Source organism: Mesorhizobium sp. NZP2077, assembly GCF_013170805.1.
GTDB lineage: Bacteria > Pseudomonadota > Alphaproteobacteria > Rhizobiales > Rhizobiaceae > Mesorhizobium.
This window is the reverse complement of sequence record NZ_CP051293.1, coordinates 2,187,308-2,209,863: the sequence shown is the minus strand read 5'-3', so window position 1 is coordinate 2,209,863 and position 22,556 is coordinate 2,187,308. Positions and strand designations below refer to the sequence as shown.

General features: G+C 61.6%; 19 protein-coding genes and 1 pseudogene. 5 read left to right on the top strand and 15 right to left on the bottom strand.

Going from position 1 to position 22,556, the window contains the following annotated elements; all coding sequences use genetic code 11:
- Nucleotides 1-552 precede the first annotated feature (552 nt).
- Both HGP13_RS10780 and HGP13_RS10775 read right to left on the bottom strand, forming a co-directional pair.
- Nucleotides 553-1,371 carry an IS3 family transposase gene (locus HGP13_RS10780; RefSeq protein ID WP_246707442.1) on the bottom strand — a complete coding sequence of 273 codons (819 nt, stop codon included), beginning with the start codon at nucleotides 1,369-1,371 and terminating at the stop codon, nucleotides 553-555.
- On the bottom strand, nucleotides 1,350-1,700 hold the full coding sequence (locus HGP13_RS10775) for a transposase (RefSeq protein ID WP_172225012.1): 351 nt from the start codon (nucleotides 1,698-1,700) through the stop codon (nucleotides 1,350-1,352). Before HGP13_RS10775 ends, HGP13_RS10780 begins: the two co-directional genes overlap by 22 nt.
- A 130-nt stretch (nucleotides 1,701-1,830) precedes the next feature.
- Here HGP13_RS10775 and HGP13_RS10770 point away from each other — a divergent pair.
- Nucleotides 1,831-2,610: pseudogene (locus HGP13_RS10770) on the top strand (Tn3 family transposase); the annotation flags it as partial.
- A gap of 104 nt (nucleotides 2,611-2,714) precedes the next feature.
- On the opposite strand, the gene HGP13_RS10765 reads toward HGP13_RS10770, so the two are convergent.
- The 6 genes from HGP13_RS10765 to HGP13_RS10740 form a co-directional block, all read right to left on the bottom strand.
- Nucleotides 2,715-4,112, bottom strand: a complete 1,398-nt coding sequence (locus HGP13_RS10765; RefSeq protein WP_109658891.1) for an L-serine ammonia-lyase — start codon at nucleotides 4,110-4,112, stop codon at nucleotides 2,715-2,717.
- 106 nt (nucleotides 4,113-4,218) lie between these two features.
- The gene (gene glyA, locus HGP13_RS10760) at nucleotides 4,219-5,493 is read right to left on the bottom strand and encodes a serine hydroxymethyltransferase (RefSeq protein ID WP_172225009.1); all 1,275 of its coding nucleotides are present in this window, start codon (nucleotides 5,491-5,493) and stop codon (nucleotides 4,219-4,221) included.
- A 17-nt stretch (nucleotides 5,494-5,510) separates the two neighbouring features.
- Nucleotides 5,511-6,071, bottom strand: a complete 561-nt coding sequence (locus HGP13_RS10755) for a sarcosine oxidase subunit gamma family protein (protein ID WP_172225006.1) — start codon at nucleotides 6,069-6,071, stop codon at nucleotides 5,511-5,513.
- A gap of 9 nt (nucleotides 6,072-6,080) precedes the next feature.
- Nucleotides 6,081-9,080 (bottom strand): sarcosine oxidase subunit alpha, encoded by a 3,000-nt coding sequence (locus tag HGP13_RS10750; protein ID WP_172225003.1) that lies wholly within the window; start codon nucleotides 9,078-9,080, stop codon nucleotides 6,081-6,083.
- Nucleotides 9,077-9,379 (bottom strand): sarcosine oxidase subunit delta, encoded by a 303-nt coding sequence (locus tag HGP13_RS10745; RefSeq protein ID WP_137934474.1) that lies wholly within the window; start codon nucleotides 9,377-9,379, stop codon nucleotides 9,077-9,079. The genes HGP13_RS10750 and HGP13_RS10745 overlap by 4 nt, the downstream gene beginning before the upstream one ends.
- A 13-nt stretch (nucleotides 9,380-9,392) precedes the next feature.
- On the bottom strand, nucleotides 9,393-10,646 hold the full coding sequence (locus HGP13_RS10740; RefSeq protein WP_172225000.1) for a sarcosine oxidase subunit beta family protein: 1,254 nt from the start codon (nucleotides 10,644-10,646) through the stop codon (nucleotides 9,393-9,395).
- A 132-nt stretch (nucleotides 10,647-10,778) separates the two neighbouring features.
- On the opposite strand from HGP13_RS10740, the gene HGP13_RS10735 reads away from it, so the two are divergent.
- Nucleotides 10,779-11,780 (top strand): GlxA family transcriptional regulator, encoded by a 1,002-nt coding sequence (locus HGP13_RS10735; RefSeq protein WP_172224996.1) that lies wholly within the window; start codon nucleotides 10,779-10,781, stop codon nucleotides 11,778-11,780.
- Nucleotides 11,781-11,796: 16 nt separating this feature from the next.
- On the opposite strand, the gene HGP13_RS10730 is transcribed toward HGP13_RS10735, so the two are convergent.
- The 5 genes from HGP13_RS10730 to HGP13_RS10710 form a co-directional block, all read right to left on the bottom strand.
- Nucleotides 11,797-12,891, bottom strand: coding sequence for an ABC transporter ATP-binding protein (locus tag HGP13_RS10730; RefSeq protein WP_137934477.1), 1,095 nt, complete (start codon nucleotides 12,889-12,891; stop codon nucleotides 11,797-11,799).
- On the bottom strand, nucleotides 12,888-13,721 hold the full coding sequence (locus HGP13_RS10725) for an ABC transporter permease (RefSeq protein ID WP_172224993.1): 834 nt from the start codon (nucleotides 13,719-13,721) through the stop codon (nucleotides 12,888-12,890). Before HGP13_RS10725 ends, HGP13_RS10730 begins: the two co-directional genes overlap by 4 nt.
- Nucleotides 13,718-14,563 carry an ABC transporter permease gene (locus HGP13_RS10720; protein ID WP_137934479.1) on the bottom strand — a complete coding sequence of 282 codons (846 nt, stop codon included), beginning with the start codon at nucleotides 14,561-14,563 and terminating at the stop codon, nucleotides 13,718-13,720. The genes HGP13_RS10725 and HGP13_RS10720 overlap by 4 nt, the downstream gene beginning before the upstream one ends.
- A gap of 106 nt (nucleotides 14,564-14,669) precedes the next feature.
- A complete protein-coding gene (locus HGP13_RS10715) occupies nucleotides 14,670-15,806 on the bottom strand; it encodes an extracellular solute-binding protein (protein ID WP_172224990.1) in 1,137 nt (378 codons plus the stop codon).
- A gap of 92 nt (nucleotides 15,807-15,898) precedes the next feature.
- Nucleotides 15,899-16,813, bottom strand: a complete 915-nt coding sequence (locus HGP13_RS10710; protein ID WP_172224987.1) for a LysR substrate-binding domain-containing protein — start codon at nucleotides 16,811-16,813, stop codon at nucleotides 15,899-15,901.
- Nucleotides 16,814-16,912: 99 nt separating this feature from the next.
- Between HGP13_RS10710 and HGP13_RS10705 the strand changes: the two genes are divergently transcribed.
- Nucleotides 16,913-17,692, top strand: coding sequence for a creatininase (locus tag HGP13_RS10705; RefSeq protein ID WP_172224983.1), 780 nt, complete (start codon nucleotides 16,913-16,915; stop codon nucleotides 17,690-17,692).
- A 340-nt stretch (nucleotides 17,693-18,032) separates the two neighbouring features.
- On the opposite strand, the gene HGP13_RS10700 is transcribed toward HGP13_RS10705, so the two are convergent.
- Nucleotides 18,033-19,247: a M24 family metallopeptidase gene (locus HGP13_RS10700; RefSeq protein WP_137934483.1), complete on the bottom strand. Its 1,215-nt coding sequence runs from the start codon at nucleotides 19,245-19,247 to the stop codon at nucleotides 18,033-18,035.
- Between the two features lie 256 nt (nucleotides 19,248-19,503).
- Between HGP13_RS10700 and HGP13_RS10695 the strand changes: the two genes are divergently transcribed.
- On the top strand, nucleotides 19,504-20,718 hold the full coding sequence (locus HGP13_RS10695; RefSeq protein ID WP_172234669.1) for a M24 family metallopeptidase: 1,215 nt from the start codon (nucleotides 19,504-19,506) through the stop codon (nucleotides 20,716-20,718).
- 101 nt (nucleotides 20,719-20,819) lie between these two features.
- Complete coding sequence (locus HGP13_RS10690; RefSeq protein ID WP_172224979.1) at nucleotides 20,820-21,713, top strand: LysR family transcriptional regulator; 894 nt, start codon at nucleotides 20,820-20,822, stop codon at nucleotides 21,711-21,713.
- A gap of 45 nt (nucleotides 21,714-21,758) precedes the next feature.
- Here HGP13_RS10690 and HGP13_RS10685 read toward each other — a convergent pair whose 3' ends face one another.
- On the bottom strand, nucleotides 21,759-22,529 hold the full coding sequence (locus HGP13_RS10685; RefSeq protein WP_246707329.1) for an ABC transporter permease: 771 nt from the start codon (nucleotides 22,527-22,529) through the stop codon (nucleotides 21,759-21,761).
- Nucleotides 22,530-22,556: the final 27 nt, after the last annotated feature.

Sequence of the window (22,556 nt, the reverse complement as noted above, 5' to 3'; positions counted from 1 at the left end):
AATACGTCATTTGCCTCCTGTACCGCTAGGCTGCTTTGGATAAAGGCTTGGCCACTACCGTTCTAGGGTGGAGTGGAAAGTGGGCCCGAGGTGCGCTTCTCAAAGAACACGAACGAAAGACTCTACTCGCCATTCCGATCGACGATGACGGCCTGGTCCGGCACTATTCTCTTGAGCGTTGCTCTCTCAGCCGATCGAGGCCGTCTGTGGATGAGGCGTCGTGTCGGCTATGCATAACCGGTGGACGACGATCCTTGTTTAAGAATCCAGCATGACAACTTCCCGCCACCCAAACAGCGCGAGCTGAGAATTCCATCGCCGCCGGAATGAGAACGTCGCAGCGCTGTTCGAAGCCCGTCATATCGCCGGCAACGGACCTGGCGCCTTCGAAGCCAAGAATGCTGCCGGTCTGGAGTGCTGCTTGAGGGCTTCCATGAAGACATTCGGGGTTGGCGACATAGCATCACGTCCAGCAACAACGGTGACGCGTGGGCCATCCTCTTCCGAGAGGAACTTGGCGGCGTGTAGTGCGCCCCCCCGGGCCGGACAGGATCAAGCCGCAGTTTTGACCATCTGCCGGGCTTGTTGGTCCTCGAACTGTTGTGGGCTGAGATAGCCGAGCGCTGAGTGCAATCGGCGGGTGTTGTAAGCCTCATCAATGAAGCGGGGAAGGTCCTCAGCGACGTCGGCGAAGGTTTCGTAGGCCATCGGATAGACGGCTTCGACCTTCATCGTCTTCATGAAGCTTTCCGCTTTCGCATTGTCGTAGGGATTGCCGCGCCGGCCCATTGATCCAATAAGATCGTGCTCGGCGAGAAGATTGCGGTAGAGGAGTGCGGCATATTGCGAGCCTCGATCCGAGTGGTGGACGCAGCCCGGCGGTGGCTTTCGTCGTTCGATTGCCGCCTTCAATGCTGCAACGGTCAAGCGCGCGTCGATCGATCGGCCGATGGCGTAACCAACGACCTTGCGTGACCAGGCATCCAAAATGACAGCGACGTAGACGAAGCCTACCGTAATCGTCACGTAGGTTATGTCGCTCACCCAGAGCTGGTTCGGGCCGTCGGGTGTCACGTTCTTCGCCAAGTTCGGGAAGATCGGCAACTCGTGATCGCTGTCCGTAGTGGCGATGAAGCGCCGCCTAATCCTGGGCTGCAGATCATGCTCGCGCATCAACCGTCTGACCTTCTTGTGGTTGACGACGATGCCGCGCTGCCGCAGCGCCGCCTGCATGCGGCGATAGCCGTAAGCTTCGAAGCTGTCGGAGATCTCACCCATCGTCTCGACGAGCTCTGTGTCATCCACGGCGGTTTCGGGCTGATCGTAGTAGGTTGATCGCGCGATCCCCATCAGCCGGCATCCTTCAGCGATGGAGACACCACCGGGCCGGTGATTACGGATGTAGTCCCGCTTCTGGGACGTGGTGCGCTTTTCAGAGCCCCCTTTAGAAACTCGATTTCCAAGGCTTGTCGGCCTACCAGCCGCTCCAGCGCTGCGATCCGCGCCTCATAGGTCTGCATCGTGTCAGCCGCCGCCACGTCCTCGTCGAAGGAGCCGGCCTCGTATTTCTGGACCCAGATGCGGATCAGGTTGCGCGGCAGTGTGTGCCGCTTGGCGAGACCATGCAGCGTCTCGCCGGAGAGGTACTCCTGCACTACTTGACGTTTGAACTCGATGCTGTGCGTGCGATAAGTCACCATGGGCTTCCATCCTTCGAAAGCCCGGCTTCCAAGTCAATTCCGCTTGTTCAATCTGTCCGGCCCGGGGGGCGCACTCAGATCGGCATCCAATTTTTTGCACGCCGATCCACACCGCCGCTCACGACGATTCTATGTGCTCGACGGGCTGTTCGATCAGGACACGATCCTCGAGATCCAGGAACACTTCACCGATACGGGCGGTGCAAGCGACCATGTCTTCGGACTGTTCGCCCTGATCGGCAACCGCTTTGCGCCTCAGCTGCGCAACCTCAAGGACCGGAAATTCCACACATTCGACAAAGGCGATACATACCCGGCGCTATCGAACCACATCGGGGCACCGATCAACGCCACTCTGATTCTAGACCATCGGGACGATCTGCTCCATCTGGCGGCGTCGATCACGACGCGCGCCGTGATGCAGAAGCTGTCAGCATCCCCGAAGGGAAGTCGGCTCGCAAAGGCGCTACGGGAACTTGGCCGGATCGAGCGATCGCTGTTTATGATCGAATGGTATTCGAGCCCAGCACTGCGCCGGCGCTGTCAGGCCGGCCTCAACAAGGGCGAGGCCGCGCATAAGCTGAAGCGCGCCGTCTTCTTCCACGAGCGAGGAGAGATCCGGGACCTATCAATTGAAAGCCAAGCCTTCCGCGCATCCGGCCCCAACCTCGTCGTCAGCGCCATCGTCCATTGGAACACGGTCTACATAGAACGGGTCGTCAACCACTTGCGCAGCATGCGTCGCCAGGTTCCGGATTATCTGCTCAGGCACATCTCGCCGCTGAGCTGGGAACACATCGATCTGACCGGCATCTACACCTGGGACAGCGAACAGCATCTGCTGGAGGGATTCCGGTCGCTGAGGCTCCCGGCTGGACTACGGCGAGCCGCTCACTTCGTTCGACCTTAGCGTACGATTTCGCACTGCTCTTGTTCTGACCCCATTTTGTCGAAGTCGCGAAAAACCTTCCCGCGCGCGGCTGAGTTGCGCCTGCCTATCCTTGGGAGCGTTGCTCAGCATTCGGGCAGGTTGACGGCGAGGCCGCCGAGGCTTGTTTCCTTGAATTTGGTGCTCATCTCAACGCCGGTCTGGCGCATCGCCTCGATGCAATTGTCGAGCGGCATGAAATGCGAGCCGTCTCCTCGAAGCGCGAGGGACGCGGCCGCCACCGCCTTGGTAGCACCGATGCCGTTGCGCTCGATGCAGGGCACCTGGACAAGCCCTGCAACTGGATCACAGGTCATGCCGAGGTGGTGTTCGAGCGCGATTTCGGCCGCGTTTTCCACTTGCTCCGGTGTGCCCCCGAGAACGGCGCATAGCCCACCGGCGGCCATTGCGGCAGCCGACCCAACCTCGCCTTGGCAGCCGGCTTCCGCGCCCGAGATCGAGGCGTTGTGCTTGATCAGCCCGCCGATTGCGGCGGCAGTCAAAAGGAACTCAGACACCCTCGCCGGGTCGGCGCCTACGCAATGGTCGAGATAATAGCGCAGCACCGCCGGAACGACGCCCGCAGCACCGTTGGTTGGCGCAGTCACTACTTTCCCGCCAGCCGCATTCTCCTCGTTCACCGCCATGGCGTAGACGCTGAGCCAGTCGGACGCGACGTGCGGCTGGGCACGATTTGAGCCGCGTTCCTGCTGGAGTTGCTCAAGGATCTTCTTGGCGCGCCGCTTGACGCGAAGGCCGCCCGGCAGTTCGCCATCAAGCGCAAGCCCACGGTCGATGCAGGCGCTCATCGTCGCCCAGATCCGTGCCACGCCCTCATCGAGGTCGCGCGGCTGGCGTACCACGAGCTCGTTGGCCCGCTTCATCGCCGCGATCGAAAGGCCAGTGTCCCTGGCCATCCGCAGCATCGACGCCGCTGTGTCGAACGGATAAGGCCAGCGTGCAACCTTGCCGGCAGGTGTCGCCTCACGTGCTTCCCGCTCTGCCGCCGTGACGACGAAGCCGCCGCCGATCGAGTAGAAGGTTTCTGCGAAATACAGACGGGTATCCGCGTCGAAAGCTTCGAAAACAAGCCCATTGGCGTGGCCGGGCAACGCCGGCCCGTAGTTGAACACAACGTCAAGACCCGGATCGAACGAAAGCGGCGGCAGATTGACAGGCCGCAGCGTCTTGGTGCGTTGCAAATCCGTGAGCCGCGATTCCGCCTCATCTGGGTCGAGGTCGGCAGGCGTATAACCGAGCAGTCCGGTCGCCACGGCACGATCCGTCGCATGGCCCTTGCCGGTAAAGGCCAATGAACCATAGAGGGTAACGCGCAAGCTGGCGGGCTTGGATGTTTCGCCACGCGCTACCGCGTGCTTGTTCAGCGATTGCAGGAAACGGACCGCTGCCGTCATCGGGCCCATCGTGTGCGAGGACGACGGACCAATGCCGATCTTGAACATGTCGAATACACTGAGAAACATCTGACTGCTCCGACCCATCAGGCTGGCGAATTAAGCGTGCATCACCAGACCGCCCTGCCGGGTGGACAGGGCACAACTCGCGAAAGATTTGGCCATTGAACTGGCGCTACTGGTAAATAGGAAAACGGCGGCAGAGGTCGCGGACTTCGGCCAGAACGTTCTCTTCGACTGCACGATTGCCCTCCTGCCCAGCCTCGGCTAGTGCATCGACCACCGACAGGATCAATGCACCGATCCGCCGGAATTCTTTTTCGCCGAAGCCACGTGTCGTGCCGGCCGAGGTGCCGAGCCGCACGCCTGACGTAACCGCCGGCTTTTCGGGATCGAACGGAATGGCGTTCTTGTTGCAGGTCAGTCCGGCGCGCTCAAGCGCCTGCTCGGCGTCACGGCCCTTGACGGCCTTGGGGCGCAGATCGACCAGCACCATGTGGCAGTCAGTGCCGCCCGAGACAATGTCGAGACCACCCGAAATAAGTGTCTCACACAGAGCCCGGGCGTTGGCGACCACCTGTCCGGCATAGGCCCTGAAGTCGGGGCGCAAGGCTTCGCCGAAGGCTACAGCCTTGGCGGCGATAACGTGCATCAGTGGGCCGCCTTGATTGCCCGGAAACACAGCCGAGTTGAACTTCTTCGCCAGCGTCTCGTCATTGGTCAGGATCATGCCGCCGCGCGGGCCACGCAGCGTCTTGTGCGTCGTGGTGGTTACCACATGGGCATGCGGCAGCGGGTCTGGATAGAGGCCGGCAGCGACCAATCCGGCATAGTGCGCCATGTCGACCATCAGATAGGCGCCGACCTCGTCGGAGATTCTGCGGAAAGCCGCAAAGTCGATGGCGCGTGGATAGGCCGAGGCGCCGGCGATGATGAGTTTCGGCCTGGTTTCCAGAGCTCTCTGCCTGAGCAGATTGTAGTCGATCTGCTGGTCAGATTGGCGCACCTCGTAGCTGACAACGTCAAACCATTTGCCCGACATCGTCACCGGCGAGCCATGGGTGAGATGCCCGCCATGCGCCAGCGACATGCCCATGATGCGGTCCCCCGGGTTGAGCAGCGCCAAGAACACCGCCTGGTTGGCCTGCGCGCCTGAATGCGGCTGGACATTGGCGAAGCCAGCGCCGAACAGCTTTTTCGCGCGGTCGATGGCGATCGTCTCGACCTCATCGACGAATTCGCAACCGCCATAGTAGCGGCGTCCCGGATAGCCCTCGGCGTATTTGTTGGTCAGCACCGACCCCTGCGCCAGAAGCACGTCGCTGGAGACGATATTTTCCGATGCGATCAATTCGATCTGGTTCTGCTGGCGCTCAAGTTCGCGACCTATGGAGGCAGCGATTTCGGCGTCGCTGAGCGTTGCGTTCATCTGTGTCTGGTGAAGGGTCATTTGCTTGTCCTATGTTCTCAGATGCCGAGCGCGATTTCGCGGCTGGCGGCCTGCAACAGTCCCCAGACGTGATCGGCGAAAGAGCGCCAGACCTCGATGCGGAAACGGTTTTCGTCGTGGCGGATCAGGATGATCTGCGCCTTGTCGAAGATCGTGCGTGTTCCGGTGCCCGATGGCATGGTGTCGAAATCGAAGGCGCAGGCCGAGCGCAGCGCCAGCACCGCGGCAGCACCTTCGACGGCGATGCCGATCTCGCGATGACCGACATCGACCAGGCTGTGCGGGCAGCTGGCATAGAGCGCGGCGAAAGTGGTTTCGATGGAGCGGCTCTCAGCGAGAGGCGCATAGAGCTGCCACTCGTCCGGGCCAAGGCAAAGCGCCAGCCTGCCACCCGAAGTCGCGGTCGCGCCGATCGTCGCCAGCAGTTCGCAGCCGAAAGCCTTCGAGGCAGCTCCCAGATTTTCCGGCGCGATGCGGAGGTTGAAGCGCGAAGAATCCTCGGCGTCGTGGATAACGAGGGAGACCCCCTCGGCCAGTGAGATGCGGTGACCCATCAGCGGGTGACGTTCCTGCAGCATGGTCGTCTCCTAGACATTGAGGCGCTTGTTTTCCGGATCGACGAACACCATGCCGACGATCTCGGCTGAATGGGTCTTGTCCGGCATCGGCACGTGAACGGTCTGGCCTTCCTTCGCCCGCCCGCCTTCGACGATGGCGAGCGCGATGGAGCGTCCGAGCGTCTCGCTCCAGTAGGACGAGGTGACGTGACCAACCATCTTCATCGGCACCTTCTGATTCGGGTCGAGGACGATCTGAGCCCCCTCCTCCAGCACGGTCTTGGGATCACTCGTCAGCAGCCCGACCAGTTGCTTGCGGTCGGCCATGAGCATGTCGGGGCGGGTCAGCGACCGCTTGCCGACGAAATCCGGCTTGGTCTTGCCGATGGCCCAGGCAAGGCTCGCATCCTCCGGCGTCACCGTGCCGTCGGTGTCCTGGCCGACGATGATGTAGCCCTTCTCGGCACGCAGCACGTGCATTGTCTCGGTACCATAGGGTGTGATGCCGTATTTGCGGCCAGCATCGTACAGCGCTTCCCAGACGGCGCGGCCGTAGCGCGCCGGCACGTTGACCTCGAAGCCGAGTTCGCCGGTGAAAGAGACGCGGAACAGCCTGGTTGGCACGCCGCAGATCCTGCCCTCGGCGACCGACATATGGGGGAACGCCTCGTTGGCTAGATCGATGCCTTCGACCAGCGGCTCGATGAGCTTGCGGGCGTTCGGCCCGTTCAGCGCGATCACCGCCCATTGTTCCGTGGTCGAGGTCAGCCACACCTTCAGATCGGGCCATTCGGTCTGCAGATAGTCCTCCATCATGGCGAGCACCCGCGCGGCGCCGCCGGTCGTGGTCGTGACATGGAAGCGGTCCGTCGAAAGCCGGCCGATGACGCCGTCATCGCGGATGAAGCCGTCCTCGCCAAGCAGCAGTCCGTAGCGCAGCCGCCCTGGCGCGAGTTTGGTCCAGGCGTTGGTATACATACGGTTCATAAACTCAGCCGCATCCGGACCGACGATCTCGATCTTGCCGAGCGTCGATGCGTCGAACATGCCGAGCGACTGGCGCGTCGCCCGGCATTCGCGCGCCACCGCCTGGTGCATGTCCTCGCCCTGTTTCGAAAAATACCAAGCGCGCCGCCAAAGAGAGACTGGCTCGTAGACGGCGCCCTTCTCCTCAGCCCAGCTATCGATCGCTGTCTTGCGCGTCACCTCAAACAGGTCGCCGCGATTGTAGCCGGCGAAGGCGCCGAAGGTGGTCGGCGTGTAGGGCGGGCGGAACGTGGTCAGCCCGACGGACGGCGATGGTCGCTTAACCGCGTCCGACGCGATTGAGAGGCCGTTCATATTCGACGTCTTGCCCTGGTCAGTAGCCATGCCGGTGGTGGTGTAGCGCTTAATGTGCTCGATCGACTTGAACCCCTCGCGGACGGCAAGTCGAATGTCCTTGGCGGTCACATCGTTCTGGAAGTCGACAAAGGCCTTGGCCCAGGATGCGCTCCTGTCCGACGGCAGTTCGCGGTTGCTGGCACCAATGCACAGCACCTCGCCTTCCACCGAGTAGGAACCGGCGCTGGCGCTGAAGCCGGCATCGATCGCCGCGGCGGCTCCTGCCGAAGCGCCTTCCATCAGAGACTCTTCCAGACCGAATTTGCCGTTACCGGCGCCGGCACACCGGCTGTCTTCAGTGCGCGCGCCCGGCAGGAACATCTGTCGTTCGTCGCTCCAGTCGAGCTTGCCCTTGGTGTGCGAGAACAAGTGCACGCTCGGCGTCCAGCCGCCCGACATCAGCAGTGCATCGCAGGCGATCGTCCGGGCTGGACCGACATGGCCACCGGCGCTGACCGGATTGACCCGCACGGAGGTGACGCGATGCCGGCCCTTGGTGCCGCTTATGGTCCAGCCGCACAGCGTTTCGATACCCAAAGCCCTGGCGCGCTTAACGAAGTAGTTCGGAACCCGAGCGCGGATATCCACGATCGCTGCAACCTTTGCGCCGGCCTGGGCCATATCGAAAGCGGCGAGCCAAGCCGAGTCGTGCGAGGTGACGACCACCGGCAGGTTGCCGACCTTGACGCCGTAACGATTGAGATAGACGCGGGCCGAGCCAGCCAGCATCACACCTGGCCTGTCGTTGCCGTCGAACACCAGCGGCTTTTCGATAGACCCTTGCGCGAGCACGACCTGCTTTGCCCGCACCTTCCATAACCGCTCGCGCGGCGCGCCGTCCGGCAGTTCGGAAAGATGATCGGTCAGGCGCTGGCACAAGCCGACGAAGTTCTGGTGATAATAGCCGATAGCGGTGGTGCGGTTCAGCAGCGTGACGTTCTTCATCGCGGCAAGCGCGGCGTTTGTCTCCAGCAGCCAGTCCCATGCCGACAGGTGGTTAATTTCCGCATCCGGCTCGCCGAGCAGCGAGCCGCCAAATTCAGGACTCTCGTCGACAAGGATGACCTTGGCGCCGCTCTTTCCCGCTTCCAGAGCTGCCACAAGACCAGCAGGACCTGAGCCGACCACCAGCACGTCGCAATGCGCATAGCGGCTGGCATAGGTGTCCGGATCGGGAACCGCGGGCGACTTGCCGAGACCAGCGGCACCCCGGATGATCGGCTCGTAGACCTTGTTCCAAAAAGACTTCGGCCACATGAACGTCTTGTAGTAGAAGCCTGCCGAAAACAGCATGTAGAGCGGATCGTTGATGGCGCCGACATCGCGTTTCAGCGACGGCCAGTGGTTCTGGCTGACGGTGTTCAGGCCGTCAAAGATTTCTAGCACTGTTGCGCGGGTGTTAGGTTCGGCCCGGCCGACGCCACGATTGACTCCGACAAGCGCATTTGGCTCTTCCGAACCGGCGGAGAGGAAGCCGCGCGGGCGGTGATACTTGAACGAGCGGCCGATGAGATGCACGCCGTTGGCGAGCAGCGCGGAGGCCAGCGTGTCGCCCTGGCGGCCCTCGAAGTTCTCGCCGTTAAAGGTGAAGCGGACCGGCCGGTTGTGATCGACGCGGCCCTTGCCGGATACGCGATAGGTGCTCATGAACGCGCTTCCTTGATCTCGTTTTCCGTTGGGCGCGGCATGCCTGCCTTGTAGGTCATGGCGAACTGGTCGCTGACCGTGTCGCGCACCGCGTTGAAGAAGCGGCCGCAGCCATGCATGTGACGCCAGCGTTCGAAATGGGTGCCGCGCGCATTCGAACGGATGAAGAGGAAATTCTTCCATTCGTCGTCGGTCAGCGCGGCGGGATCAACTGGGCGGGCGACATGTGCTTCACCGGCATAGACGAACTCGACCTCGGGCCGTTCGGTCTCGCAATAGGGACAGCGGATAAGGAGCATCTTTTTTCTCCCCTCAATGCGCGACGGCGGCGGCGGCGGCCTCGTCGATCAGCCGGCCGGTGGTGAAGCGTTCGAGCGTATAGGGCGCGTTGATCGGATGCGGTTCGTCTCGGGCGATGGTGTGGGCGAAGATATGGGCTGCGCCCGGCGTCGCCTTGAAACCGCCAGTACCCCATCCGCAATTGACGTAGAGCCCCGGCACCGGCGTCTTGCCGATGATCGGCGAACGGTCGGGGGTGACGTCGACGATGCCGGCCCATTTGCGCAGCATGCGCATGCGGGTGAAGATCGGGAACACCTCGCAGATAGCCGCGACCGTGTGCTCGATCAACGGCAGGCCGCCGCGCTGGCTGTAGGACACATACTGGTCGGTGCCCGAGCCGATGACTAGTTCGCCCTTGTCGGACTGGCTCATATAGGCGTGAACCGTGTTCGACATGACGACGCACGGGAAGATCGGCTTGACCGGTTCCGACACCAGCGCCTGGAGCGGGTAGCTCTCCAGCGGCAGGCGCACGCCGACGGTGTCCATGACCACGGAGGTGTGGCCGGCCGCCGACACGGCCACCTTCCTGGCCTTGATGAAGCCGCGCGGCGTGTCGACGCCGGTGACCTTGCCCGAGACGTCGCGGCGAATCGCCGTTACCGGGCAGTTCTGGATGATGTCGACGCCGCGCGCCGCGGCGCCCCTTGCATAACCCCAGGCGACCGCGTCGTGGCGGGCAACGCCGCCGCGCCGCTGCAAGGCGGCGCCCATCACTGGATAGCGCGCGTCGCTGGCGATGTTGAGCGGCGGGCAATAGGCCTTGGCCTGTTGCGGCGTCAGCCATTCATTGTCGACGCCGTTCAGCCGGTTGGAATGGATATGGCGCTTGAAGCTCTGCACGTCATGGATCGAATGCGCCAGCATCATAACGCCACGCTGCGAGAACATGACGTTGTAGTTTAGCTCCTGGCTCAAGCCTTCCCACAGGTCGAGTGCGTGGTCGTAGAGCCTGGCGCTCTCGTCGTAGAGGTAGTTGGAGCGGATGATGGTGGTGTTGCGGCCGGTGTTGCCGCCGCCGAGCCAGCCCTTGTCGATGACCGCGACATTGGTGATGCCGTGCTCCTTGGCGAGATAGTAGGCCGTGCCCAATCCATGGCCCCCGGCACCGACGATGACGACATCGTACTCGGCCTTCGGCTCAGCGTCCGGCCATTGCGGCTGCCAGTTCTTGTTGCCGGTCGCGGCGTTGCGCAGCAGCGCGGAAAACGAAAAGCGGGTCATGACTTACCCCGGGTTCAACATGCCGCGACTATTCACCCAATACCCGGCCTTGAACAGAACGGCTGCGTCAGAGTAGTATTACCGGTGCGACAGACGAAATGGCGAGATGGATCGAACCCTATATCGAACCCTATGGAGATACGGACGAAATCGAGACATGCGCCAAAGCGTGGCGACTCAAGGCGTCTTTCAGTCGGCTTCATCCTGGCCCGGCGCTTTACGCTTTGCGCCTTTGCCAATTTCGTCGACGTGCTTCGCCTCTCCGCCGACGAGGGCGACCGCAGTCGACCGATCCTGTGCGGCTGGCGCGTGCTTTCCGCCACGATGGACCCCATCGTCTCCAGTTCGGGCATCGCGGTTCAACCCGAGGAGCGGTTGGGCGACCCGGCCCGCTTCGACTACATCGTGGTGGTCGGCGGATTGATCGACGAGATCGAAAACCTGCATCCGGACTATGTGCGTTTCCTGCATCGGGCGGCGATCGCCGGCGTGCCGCTGGTCGGCGTCTGCACCGGCGCCTTCGCTCTCCACCGCGCCGGCCTGATGCACGGCTACAAATGCTGCGTCAGCTGGTTCCATCACGACGATTTCCTGGAGCAGTTCGACGGGCTGAAGCCGGTCTCCGACCAGATCTTCGTCGTCGACCGCGACCGGCTGACGTGTTCGGGCGGCGCCAGTTCGGCGCATCTCGCGGCCTATCTGGTGGATAGGCATGTCGGGCGCGCGCAGGCCCGCAAGAGCCTGAACATCATGATCATCGACGAGGCCGAGCGAGCCGAGACGCCCCAGCCCGGCATGCCGCTCGACCTGCACACCGACGATCCGATGGTCAAGAGGGCGCTGCTGCTGATGCAGCAGACCATCGACACCCCGATCGCCGTCGACGAGCTTGCCCGGCGTCTCGGCGCCAATCGACGGCAACTTGAGCGCCACTTCCAGCGCACGATCGGCATGGCGCCGACGCTGGCCTACAAGATCATGCGTCTCGAATATGCCGAGTTTCTGCTCAAAAACTCGCAGGGTTCGGTAACTGAAATCGCCAACTCGACCGGCTTCTGCGATTCGTCCCACTTCATCCGCGCCTTCCGCGAGCGCCGCGGGGTGACGCCGGCGGTATTTCGAAGCAACGCTTAGGGAAGGGGTTCGACGCCTACTCGCCTGGCAGGATGTGGCTCGACTCGGTGCGCCAGGACATCCAGATTTTCGCACCGGGCGTCAGGTTCAGCCGTTCCAGTTCGTCGTGGCTCTTCTGCGCCTTGAGTTCCAGACCGTCGGCGCCTTCGAGGTGGATGACGGCCGTGGCGCCGACGAACTCCTCGCCGACCACCGAGGCCTGCACGCCGTTTACGGCGTCCGTGGGCTTCTCGTTGGTTAACTGCACGCGATCGCCGGAGACGACGAAGGTCGCCTTGTCTCCCTTGGCCAATGTCTTGGCTGGATTGCGGGCGACGTCGAACTCGCCTGAGGGTGTGGCGATCCTGATGGCATCGCCGTCCGCCGCCGAAACCTTGCCGGCGAAGATATTGGATGAGCCGAGAAACTCAGCGACGAACCTCGTCCGCGGCGCGCGATAGATCTCTTGCGGGTTGCCGATCTGTTCGATGCGGCCGCGGCTCATGATGACGACGCGGTCGGCCATCGAAAAGGCCTCCGACTGGCTGTGCGTGACATAGACGAAGGTGATGCCGAGTTCCTTCTGAAGGTTGGACAGCACGGTTTGCATGCGCACCTTGAGGTGGGCGTCGAGTGCCGACAGCGGCTCATCGAGCAGCAGGATTTCCGGCTCCGTCACCAGCGATCGCGCCAACGCCACACGTTGGCGCTGGCCGCCGGAAAGATGGGCGACGTTGCGATCGGCGAATTCGGTGATCTGCATGCGCTCGAGCCACTTGTCGACGCGTTGCCTGCGCTCGGCTTTTTCGACGCCGCGCATGCGCAGGCTGAACTCGACGTTCTCGCGCACCGTCAGGAACGGAAACAGCGCCAGGCTCTGCCACACCATCGGCGTGTCGCGCCGCCAGGTCGGCAGGTCGTTGATACGCTTGCCGGCAAGGCGGATCTCGCCTTCGGTTGGCGCTTCGAGCCCGGCCAGCATTCTGAGCGTGGTGGTCTTGCCGCAGCCGCTCGACCCCATGATGGCAAGAAATTCGCCCTTGCGGATTTCGAGGTCCATGTGCTCGACGGCGTTGAAATTGCCGAATCTCTTGGCGACGCCGTCGAAGACGACGAGAGCTTGATCGGTCATGGCAACAACTCCGGCGCGTTGCCGCCGGCCTTGGGCGCGACGCTGCGTTTCATCAGAAGAATCTGGGCGAGGATCACCAGCGTCATCGAGGCGAGGAAGACGAATGTGCCGATGACATTGATGCGTGGGCTGACCTGCCCTTGCAGAAAGCCGAGAACCTTGACCGGCAGTGTTTCGTGCAGGCCGGACACGAACCAGGACACCGCGAATTCGTCGAACGACACCGCCATGGTGATGAACAACGCGGCGAAGATGGCGGGCCGGCAGAACGGCACGATGACGTGGCGCATCGCCATCCATTCGGACGCGCCGAGGTTCCAGGCGGCGGCTTCAAGCGATGGGTCCATCTGCGATAGGCGCAATCGGCAGATCGCCATGGCGAAGGGTGCGCACATGACGACATGGGCGATGATAACGGAATGGACTTCCCCGGACAGGTGGACGTTGGACAGGAAGGCCAGCATCGCCAGGCCCAGAATGACCACGGGAATAGTCGGCGGCAACAGCGCCAGCGCCAGATAGAACGGCTTGCCGAAGAATTTATAGCGGAAGTCGGTGTAGGCGGCGCCGAAGCCGAGCGCCGTGGCGACGACCGAGACGGTCGCGCCGACGATCAGCGTGTTGCGCAAGCCCTCCCAGACGAGCGGATCGGCATAGACGGCTTCGTACCAGATGGTCGAGAAACCACCCAACGGCAGCGAGGGAAAACGGTCGATGTTGAGCGAGAAGACGAAGCTCGCGGCAATCGGCGCGAAAATGAAGGCAAAGGCGAGCGCGATGTAGAGCTTCAGCGCCCAGTCGATCAGCGGATTGCGGTTGAAATCGCTCATCGCCCGCGCTCCTTGTAGGCAAAGCTCACCGCCGCGAACGCCACCGCGAGCAACGTCGCGATCATGGTCAGCGCGATGACGGCCGCGCGCGGCCATTGCTGGCCCGATTTGGTGGTGTCGGTGATCAGGATGGACAGCGTCGGCGGGTCACCGCCGCCGAGATAGAGCGGGCTGACGAAATCGCCGAAGGTGAGGATGAAGCAGAACAGCGCCGCGATCACCAGCCCGACCTTGGCCGCCGGTACCACCACCTCGAACACCGTGCGCAGGCGCCCGCAGCGCAGATTGTGCGCCGCTTCAATCAGCGTGCGGTCGACGAACACGAGGCTGAACAATTGCAGCAGCACGACGAGTGGGAAGCTCAGAGTCAGATAGCCGACCATAGTTCCGAAGACCGAATTCAGCATGCCGAACGGCCCAATGCCCGCCTTTGCCAGCAGCGCATTGATGATGCCGTTGTCGGACAGGAAAATCTGCCATGAATAGACGCGCACCAGATAGCTGGTGAAGAAGGGGATGACCATCAGGAACACGGCCCAGCGCCGCGCCGTTTCCGACAGCTTGAAGGCGATGCCGTAGGCGCAGGGGAAGGCCAACGCGCTGGTGATGATCGCGGCCGTCGTGGACAGGACCAGCGTGCGAAAATAGGCCTGCCAGAAAACGCCTCGGCCAAGCATTCTGGCCCAGTTGTCTGGATTGAAATCCGGCTCCATGCGGAAATTCCGGACCGTCCAAAAACTCAGCGCGATCAAAAAGACCAGCGGCGCCAGAAAGAACAGCACTTGCCAGATCAGCATGGGCAGCGAGAATGTCAGTCCGTAAAGGGTGATCGATTTCCGCATCGATGCAGTTTCCGTCCGTTGAGCCACGGCTCGTCCGTCTGCATGACGCACGACGATTCCCCAAGAATGCCAGGTGGGCAGGATGCCCACCTGGCGATGGTGACTGTTACGACCCCTTGTATTCGGACCAGAAGTCGTTCCAGTCTTCAAGGCTCTGCTGAACCGGCAACTGGCGGTATTTGATACGGCCATTGCGGATCATGTCCATGACATTGCTCTGGTTGAGCAGCATACCCTGCCGCTTGGCCTCCGCCGGCGTTTCGGTGGCCAAAAGCTCCCAGCCCTTCTTGTTCGGGATGAGGCAAGGGTAGGCTACCATGTTGGCCGACTTCACCTGGCCCTTGGCAGAGGTGATGTACTGGATCCATTTCTTCGCCAGATCGGCCTTCTGCGAGCCTTTGCCGATCGAGAAGGATTCGGTGAACTGCAGGCCACCCTCTTCCGGAATGACGGTCCGCACCTTCGCGCCGCCCTTTTCCAGCGCCCCGGTAATCCAGTCGCCGATGCCCGCCATGGCCAGCATCTGTCCGTTCTGAAGCGACGAGAAGGTGCCGCCGTAGTCGAAGAAGCCGCCAATCTGCGGGCGCAGCGATCTCGTCTTTTCCTGCACGGCGCTCCAGGCCTCGGCGTTAATATCATAGGGCAAGGCGTTGCCACCGAGCAGGCTGATCTGTCCGAGATTGGGCAGATGCCAATCGAAATGCCCGACCTTGCCTTTCAGCTTCTCGGCCCAATAGACATTGTAGGTCGAGGCCTCCTTCTCGGTAATCGCTTCGGTGTTATAGGCCACGCCGAGGAAGCCGAACCGAGTGATGACGGAATAGAGGTCGTTGCCCTGCCAGTGTCCTGGAAAATGCTGGAATTCGGGGAAGAATTCGTCGAACGGGTAGTCAGCGGGATCAAGCTTCTCGATATAGCCGGCCGCGTTGAGCTGCTGCACGTATTCGGCATCCGACAGGATGACGTCGAAGGTTCCCGGGGGCGATTGGGCGATCAGCCCAAGCATGTTGTCGCCGCCAGTGTAGTATTTCGGCTTGAACTTGACGTTGTTCGCGGCCTCGAACTCGGCCACCACGTCAGGTTCGGCATGGCCATACCATGCGAGCATATTGAGCTCGACCGGGTCGGCGAAAGCCAGCCGGCTGAGGAACGGCATCGCCAGCGCGCCGCCGCCCAGAATACTTGCGCCCTTTAGAAGATCGCGGCGCGTGCGCAGGCCGGACAAGCTTTTTTTGACTATCATGGTTGTTCCCCTTTGGCTTGTAGTCCCATCAAGCCTACGAGCGGTCCAACTATTTGGAAAATTAATTCTCATAATAAATGCATTTACATGCCTTATTGACGATCCAGCTCGATCGGCCGCCGCACCGGGTCGCCGGAGACACCGGCTTCATCCAGCCGCGCGACGATGTGATTGACCAGCCTGATTCCTGCATCGGACAGACGGGGATGCTTGTAGAACAAGCCGACCCGGATTTCAGCGAGCGCTGGAAACCCGTCGCTGTCATCAAGAACCCGCATGCCGGGCAGCATCGTGTAACGGGTCAGCGCGCTGACGCCGAGGCCGTTCACAACGGCATTCTGCAACCCCGCGATGCCGGAGCCGGTATAGGCCACCCGCCAGCGGATCTGTGCGGCATCCAGAGACTGGATCATCCGCGCCCGATAGGCGCAACCTTCTGGGTGGGCTGCGAGGGGCACACCGGTTCCCAGGTCAAAACGGGCAGCTTCGGCGGCAGCCCAGATCGGCCGCTCGATCCATGAACGCGACAGATATTGGGAGCGTTCATTGTTGACCATCGCCACCGCCAGATCGAGTTCGTCGGCGCGCAGCCGATCGAGAATGTCGGCGCTCCAGCCGCAGTGGATTTCCAGCGAAATGCCCGGATGCTGACTGGTATATTCGGTAATCACGCCCTGCAGGAAAGCGACCGCATAGTCGTTTGGCAGACCGATCCGCAGCACCCCGGCTATCTTCGACCGATTGAAATAGGACGCAGCCTCATCATTGAGCCGCAGCATCTCGCGGGCGTAGCTCAGCAGCATCTCCCCTTCGCTGGTCAGAGTGAGACTGCGTCCGACCTGTTTGATGACTGGCGCCCCGACCAGTTCCTCGAGCCGGCGTATCTGCAGCGAGATGGCCGGCTGGGTGCGCCCCAGCGCATCTCCGGCCTTGGTGTAGGCGCCAAGATCGATAACCGAAACAAAGGCCCGCAGCAGGTCGGTTTGAAAGTTGATGAAATTGCGCATGGATTTGGATTTCTCATACCTAGATCATGAATATAAATTTTTGATATCACGACTATCACCGTTAAGCATCAATTCCAACAGCCGCCTTGGGAGGACATCATGTCGGATTCCAGTGTTTTCGCCGCCGAACTGCCCTGGCCGGACTACGACGCGAAGGTCAGGGACGGCTCCGTGTCTATCCTGCTGCCGGTCGGGTCGATGGAGCAGCACGGCCACCATATGCCCATGCATGTCGACGTACTCTTGCCGGTCGAATTCTCCCGCCGCGTCGCTGGCGAGATCGGCGCGCTTGTGGCACCCCCTTTCACCTACGGCTACAAATCGCATCAGAAATCGGGGGGCGGCAATCACCTGCCGGGCACGACCAGTCTGGACGGCGCGACACTGGTCGCAGCGCTCCGCGATGTCATCAAGGAATTCGCCCGCCACGGCGTGCGCAATATCTGCTTGATGAATGGCCACTTCGAGAACTCGTGGTTCATCGTCGAAGGCATCGATCTGGCGCTGCGCGAACTGCGCTGGGGCGGTATTGGCGACATGAAGATCGTGGTGCTGTCTTATTGGGATTTCGTCGACAAGCCGACGATCGCGCGGCTCTATCCAAACGGGTTCACCGGCTGGGATCTGGAACATGGTGGGGTGCTCGAAACATCGCTGATGCTGGCGCTCTACCCGAACTTCGTTCATCTCGAGCGCGCCGCCGATCATGAACCGGCCAGCTTTCCGCCCTATGATGTATACCCGCCCAAGCCTGAATGGACACCGGCGACCGGCACATTGTCGTCGCCCAAGGAAGCTTCGAAAGCGAAAGGCGACATCTTGCTGGATGTCTGCGTGAGGGGCATCGTCAAAGCCCTGCGGGCCGAGTTTCCGCGCTGAGCCCTGCGTCCCGCCTTGTTTCCGGATTGCGATCGGGGCTTGAACTCCCAATGCGTCTTTAGGCAGCGCGCGAAGGCGACCCCGTCAAGCGATTCTCGATCCAGTACGCATTATCAGTATGGAAACGGCCAATTCGGTGGCGCTTGCCCTCTCACAGTGCCGGCATTTTCGTCGGGTGGGCAATCACCGCGTTCCACGAGAGTGTCGGCCGTGAACACTTTTATCAGGAAAATGAAGAATTCGCGGGCGAAGCCATAGACCGGCGACGCCGCGTAAGGGTTGGGTCGGTTTGTTCGGTCCCCTCGCTGATGCCAATCGTGGGGGATGTAGAACACGTCCGTCAGTCCCCGACGATGTTGTGGTCCGGGCCGAACGGGAAGCCGGTGATGTTTTCCGCGCCGTCCTGCTTCACGATCAGGATATCGTGCTCGCGATAGCCGCCCGCACCCGGCACGCCTTGCGGCAGCATCACCATCGGCTCCATGGACACGACCATGCCGGGCTCGAGCACTGTGTCTATGTCCTCGCGCAGTTCAACGCCCGCTTCGCGGCCATAGTAATGGCACAGCACCCCGAAGGAATGGCCGTAGCCGAAGGAGCGGTACTTCAGCAGATCCCACTCCCGGTACATCTCGTTGAGCTCGATCGCGATGTCCTTGCAGCGGGCGCCGGGCTTGATCAGTTCGAGACCGCGGCGGTGGACAGCGACGTTCTTCTGCCAGATGCCAAGGCTGGCGTCGTCGACGTGGTCGCAGAACAATGTGCGTTCGAGCGCGGTGTAATAGCCGAAGATCATCGGGAAGGTGTTGAGCGAAAGGATATCGCCGGACTGGACGCGGCGGTTGGTGACCGGGTTGTGGGCGCCATCGGTATTGATGCCGGACTGGAACCATGTCCAGGTATCCATCAGTTCGACATAGGGGTGCGATTTCGCGATCTCGCGGATCATGGCGTTGGTCGTTGCAATAGCCACCTCGTGCTCAGGCACGCCGGCTTTCACGGCCGCCACGCAGGAGGCACCGCCGACGTCGCAGATGCGTGCCCCCTCGCGGATCAGCTTTTGCTCTTCCAGCGACTTGATGGAGCGCATCCACATCGAGGGCTGAGCGATGTCGATGAATTCGACGCCAGGCAGCGCCTCCACAAGCTGACGGCGGAAGTCGAGGTTGACGTGATCGAACTCGATGCCGATGCGCTTGGCGCCCGCAGTGAGTTGGCGCACTGCACGATAGAAGTTGTCGCGGCGCCAGTCACTGTATGTGATATTGTCGCCAAAGCTGCGGCGGTAGGGCTGGCCACCATCGATGCCGGCCGAAATCGTCGTCGCCTTGTTGTGGTCAATGACCATACCGTATTTGCGGCCGAAGTAGCAGTAGAGCCAGCCAGAGTAATAATTGATGCAATGATAGGACGTGAACAGCGCTGCATCGACCTTGTTCTCTGCCATCCAGAGGCGAATGTCGGCCTGGCGGCGCTTCATCTCGGCATCCGAGAAAGGCGAGTACTCCTTTTCCCCATTGTGCCACGCCATCACATGCAACATGTCGTCGGTCATCGTGCTGTTCCCTGCAATATCGATGCAAGAAAGCTACGATCGATGAGCGCATCAGGACAATTTATTCACCTGATGCCTGCATTACGAGAAGTTATGGAAATCGCGCGCGCGTTTGTGGCGCAGACCGGCGATTAGCAACACTTATCCTCCGATATCGACTTCTCATTTCCAGCGGCTCGGCCGAATTTTTATAGTCCGCTTCCAACCTGAACCCGATTTGGATGCGGAGGAAAGAATGAACGTCTACGCCAAGGGCATGCCCAACGAATTGCTGCGTCTACAGAAGATGCATAATGGCGAGAAGGCTGTCGCCACCTTCAGCCCCGCCGAAATGACGCGCCGTCAGGATGGGCTGCGCAGCATCCTGGCCGACCTGAAGCTCGACGCGGCGGTGCTGACTTCCTACCACAACATCTGCTATTTCTCGGACTTCATGTTCTGCTATTTCGGCCGCCGCTATGCCTTTGTGGTCACCCCGGAGAAGGCAGTGTCGGTCTCGGCCGGCATCGATGCCGGCCAGCCATGGCGCCGTACTTTCGGCGATAACATCACCTACACCGACTGGCAGCGTGACAACTATTTCTACGCCCTGCAGAAGACGCTGCCCGGCGTGAAGCGTATCGGCATCGAGTTCGACCACGTCAACCTCGAATTCAGGAAGCTCTTGCAGGACGCCTTCCCGAACGTCGAGTTCGTCGACGTCGGCGCGCCGGCTATGTGGCTGCGCACAATCAAGTCGGCAGAGGAGATCGTCCTGATCAAGGAAGGCGCGCGCACCGCCGACATCGGCGGCGAAGCCATTCGCAATGCGATCCGCGAGAACGTTCCTGAATACGAAGTGGCGCTGGCCGGCACGCAGTCCATGGTCCGGCACATCGCCAACACCTTTCCGCATGCCGAACTGATGGACACCTGGGTCTGGTTCCAATCGGGGGTCAACACTGACGGCGCGCACAACCCGGTGACATCGCGCAAGGTTCAGAAAGGCGACATCCTCTCGCTCAACTGCTTCCCAATGATCTCGGGCTACTACACCGCGCTCGAGCGCACGCTGTTCCTCGATCATGCCAGCGACGAGCACCTGCGGATCTGGGAGATCAACTGCGACGTCCACCGTCGCGGGCTCGAACTCCTGAAGCCCGGCGCACGTTGCGGCGACGTGGCGACGGAGTTGAACGAAATCTACCGCAGTCACGATCTGCTCGGCTACCGCTCGTTCGGCTACGGCCACTCCTTCGGCGTGCTGTCGCACTATTATGGCCGCGAAGCCGGCGTCGAACTGCGCGAGGACATCAACACAGTGCTGCAACCGGGGATGGTTGTCTCCATGGAGCCGATGCTGACCATCCCCGAGGGACTGGCTGGCGCTGGCGGCTATCGCGAGCACGACATTCTGGTGATGACCGAGGACGGGGCGGAAAACATCACCAAGTTCCCGTTTGGTCCGGAGCATAACATCGTCAAGGCATGATCGCCGAATAGCGCTATCCCTGGCGGGCCTTCCTGGAAAGGGAGGCTCGCTTGCGTTTGTTTGGAGCGCCGTGATCTAATCGGCGAATGTGGAGCTAACCCATGCGCAGCATCCCGACCGACCTTCTCCGCGCCTTCGTCACCGTGATCGACCTGCGCGGCTATACGCGGGCGGGAGAAAAGCTCGGTCGCACGCAGCCGGCGATCAGCCTGCAGATGAAGCGGCTTCAAGAATTGCTCGGCGTCTCGCTCTTCGCTAAGGAAGGCGGCGCACAGATCACGGAACAGGGTGAACTTGTTGCCGGCTACGCGCGCCAGATCCTGGCGCTGAACGATGACATGATGCTGAAGCTCTCGAAGCGCGACAGCAAGGGTCGCCTGCGGCTCGGCATCCCAAATGACTACGCCGATCACTTCCTGCCCAAGCTGATGGCCAGTCTGGCGCGCGATGGCGGCGACCTTACCTTCGACGTCGTCTGCGATCTGTCGCACAATTTGCTGCAGGGCCTGCGCAATGGCCTCTTCGATATTGTCGTGGCAATGACCCCGGACGGGCCTTCCGAAGGCGCGTTCATGACCTGGAAGGAGACGCTGGCCTGGGTCTGCGGAGCGCAGATGCCAGATCTGCCGGAGGATGCTGCAAGACAAAGCGAACTGCGCATTGTCTGTTATCCCGAGGGGTGCCTCTACCGTCGCAACATGCTGACTGCGCTACAGCGCGACGGTCGCAATTTCGAGATCGTCTACACAAGCCCAAGTCTTGCCGGCCTGGAGGCGGCTGTGGGCGCCGACTTCGGGGTGACGGTACTGGCGCGCCGGATCGTTCCAGCGAAACTCAGGATCATCCAACCGTCGGCCCATCTGCCTCGGCTCGCAGATGTCGTGGTCGGCATCTATGTCAGCCCCGACCGCAAGCGGTCCGCTGTGGCGCAGAGTTTTGCCGCTCGATTTGCTGATATGTTCGTCGCCGGCGAAGGTGCTGCCAAGGTCGATTGAGAACGGCCTTCGAATTCCAGCCGGACAAACGTGGTGGCCAGCCGGTTATTTCACCCTTCGCCGGGTCAGCAGCGCCAGCATCGCGAACAGGATGATCGACAGCGCAAGCAGCAGCGTCGCAGCGGCCATGATGGTCGGATTGATCTGGTCGCGGATGCCGGAAAACATCTGCACTGGAAGAGTGCGCTGCTCGGCCGCCGTCATGAACAGTGCGACGACCACCTCGTCGAACGAGGTGGCGAAGGCGAAGATCGCGCCGGAAATGACCCCCGGCAGGATGTTCGGCAGCGTGACGCGAAAGAACGCCGCCGACGGCGGCGCGCCGAGGCTCAATGCCGCCCGGGTGAGATTGGTTTCATAGGTGGATAGGGTCGCCGTCACCGTGATGACCACGAAAGGCGTCGCCAGTGCGGTATGCGCCAGGACGAGGCCGGTGCGCGTGTTCGTCAGGCCGAACTGGCCGAAGAAGAGATAGCTGCCGACAGCCACGATGACGATCGGCACGATCATCGGCGAGATCAGCAATGCCATGATCAGGCGGCGCGCTGGGAAATCGGGACGCGAGATGCCGAGTGCCGCCAACGTGCCGAGCGTGGTGGCCAGGATCGTGGTCATCACCGCCGCAACGGCGCTGTTGACGATGGCGTTCATCCAGCGCGCGTTGCCAAAGAAATCCGCATACCAGCGCAGGGAATACTCCCGCACGGGCAAGGTGAAGAACGGATCCTTGGAGAAGGACAACGGCACGATGATGAACAGTGGCGCGATCAGGAACAAGAGCACCGAGACGGCGAACGCCACCACCAGCGTGCGCATTATCCGTTCAGAGGGAGTCGCATAGGA

Bases quoted from the DNA above. Each gene is read 5' to 3' on its own strand.
- HGP13_RS10740 (WP_172225000.1), bottom strand. From the start codon at position 10,646: ATGACCCGCTTTTCGTTTTCCGCGCTGCTGCGCAACGCCGCGACCGGC.
- HGP13_RS10735 (WP_172224996.1), top strand. From the start codon at position 10,779: ATGGAGATACGGACGAAATCGAGACATGCGCCAAAGCGTGGCGACTCA.
- HGP13_RS10725 (WP_172224993.1), bottom strand. From the start codon at position 13,721: ATGAGCGATTTCAACCGCAATCCGCTGATCGACTGGGCGCTGAAGCTC.
- HGP13_RS10710 (WP_172224987.1), bottom strand. From the start codon at position 16,813: ATGCGCAATTTCATCAACTTTCAAACCGACCTGCTGCGGGCCTTTGTT.
- HGP13_RS10720 (WP_137934479.1), bottom strand. From the start codon at position 14,563: ATGCGGAAATCGATCACCCTTTACGGACTGACATTCTCGCTGCCCATG.
- HGP13_RS10745 (WP_137934474.1), bottom strand. From the start codon at position 9,379: ATGCTCCTTATCCGCTGTCCCTATTGCGAGACCGAACGGCCCGAGGTC.
- HGP13_RS10750 (WP_172225003.1), bottom strand. From the start codon at position 9,080: ATGAGCACCTATCGCGTATCCGGCAAGGGCCGCGTCGATCACAACCGG.
- glyA (WP_172225009.1), bottom strand. From the start codon at position 5,493: ATGACCCTTCACCAGACACAGATGAACGCAACGCTCAGCGACGCCGAA.
- HGP13_RS10765 (WP_109658891.1), bottom strand. From the start codon at position 4,112: ATGTTTCTCAGTGTATTCGACATGTTCAAGATCGGCATTGGTCCGTCG.
- HGP13_RS10755 (WP_172225006.1), bottom strand. From the start codon at position 6,071: ATGCTGCAGGAACGTCACCCGCTGATGGGTCACCGCATCTCACTGGCC.
- HGP13_RS10695 (WP_172234669.1), top strand. From the start codon at position 19,504: ATGCCCAACGAATTGCTGCGTCTACAGAAGATGCATAATGGCGAGAAG.
- HGP13_RS10715 (WP_172224990.1), bottom strand. From the start codon at position 15,806: ATGATAGTCAAAAAAAGCTTGTCCGGCCTGCGCACGCGCCGCGATCTT.
- HGP13_RS10685 (WP_246707329.1), bottom strand. From the start codon at position 22,529: ATGCGCACGCTGGTGGTGGCGTTCGCCGTCTCGGTGCTCTTGTTCCTG.
- HGP13_RS10700 (WP_137934483.1), bottom strand. From the start codon at position 19,247: ATGACCGACGACATGTTGCATGTGATGGCGTGGCACAATGGGGAAAAG.
- HGP13_RS10705 (WP_172224983.1), top strand. From the start codon at position 16,913: ATGTCGGATTCCAGTGTTTTCGCCGCCGAACTGCCCTGGCCGGACTAC.
- HGP13_RS10730 (WP_137934477.1), bottom strand. From the start codon at position 12,891: ATGACCGATCAAGCTCTCGTCGTCTTCGACGGCGTCGCCAAGAGATTC.
- HGP13_RS10775 (WP_172225012.1), bottom strand. From the start codon at position 1,700: ATGGTGACTTATCGCACGCACAGCATCGAGTTCAAACGTCAAGTAGTG.
- HGP13_RS10690 (WP_172224979.1), top strand. From the start codon at position 20,820: ATGCGCAGCATCCCGACCGACCTTCTCCGCGCCTTCGTCACCGTGATC.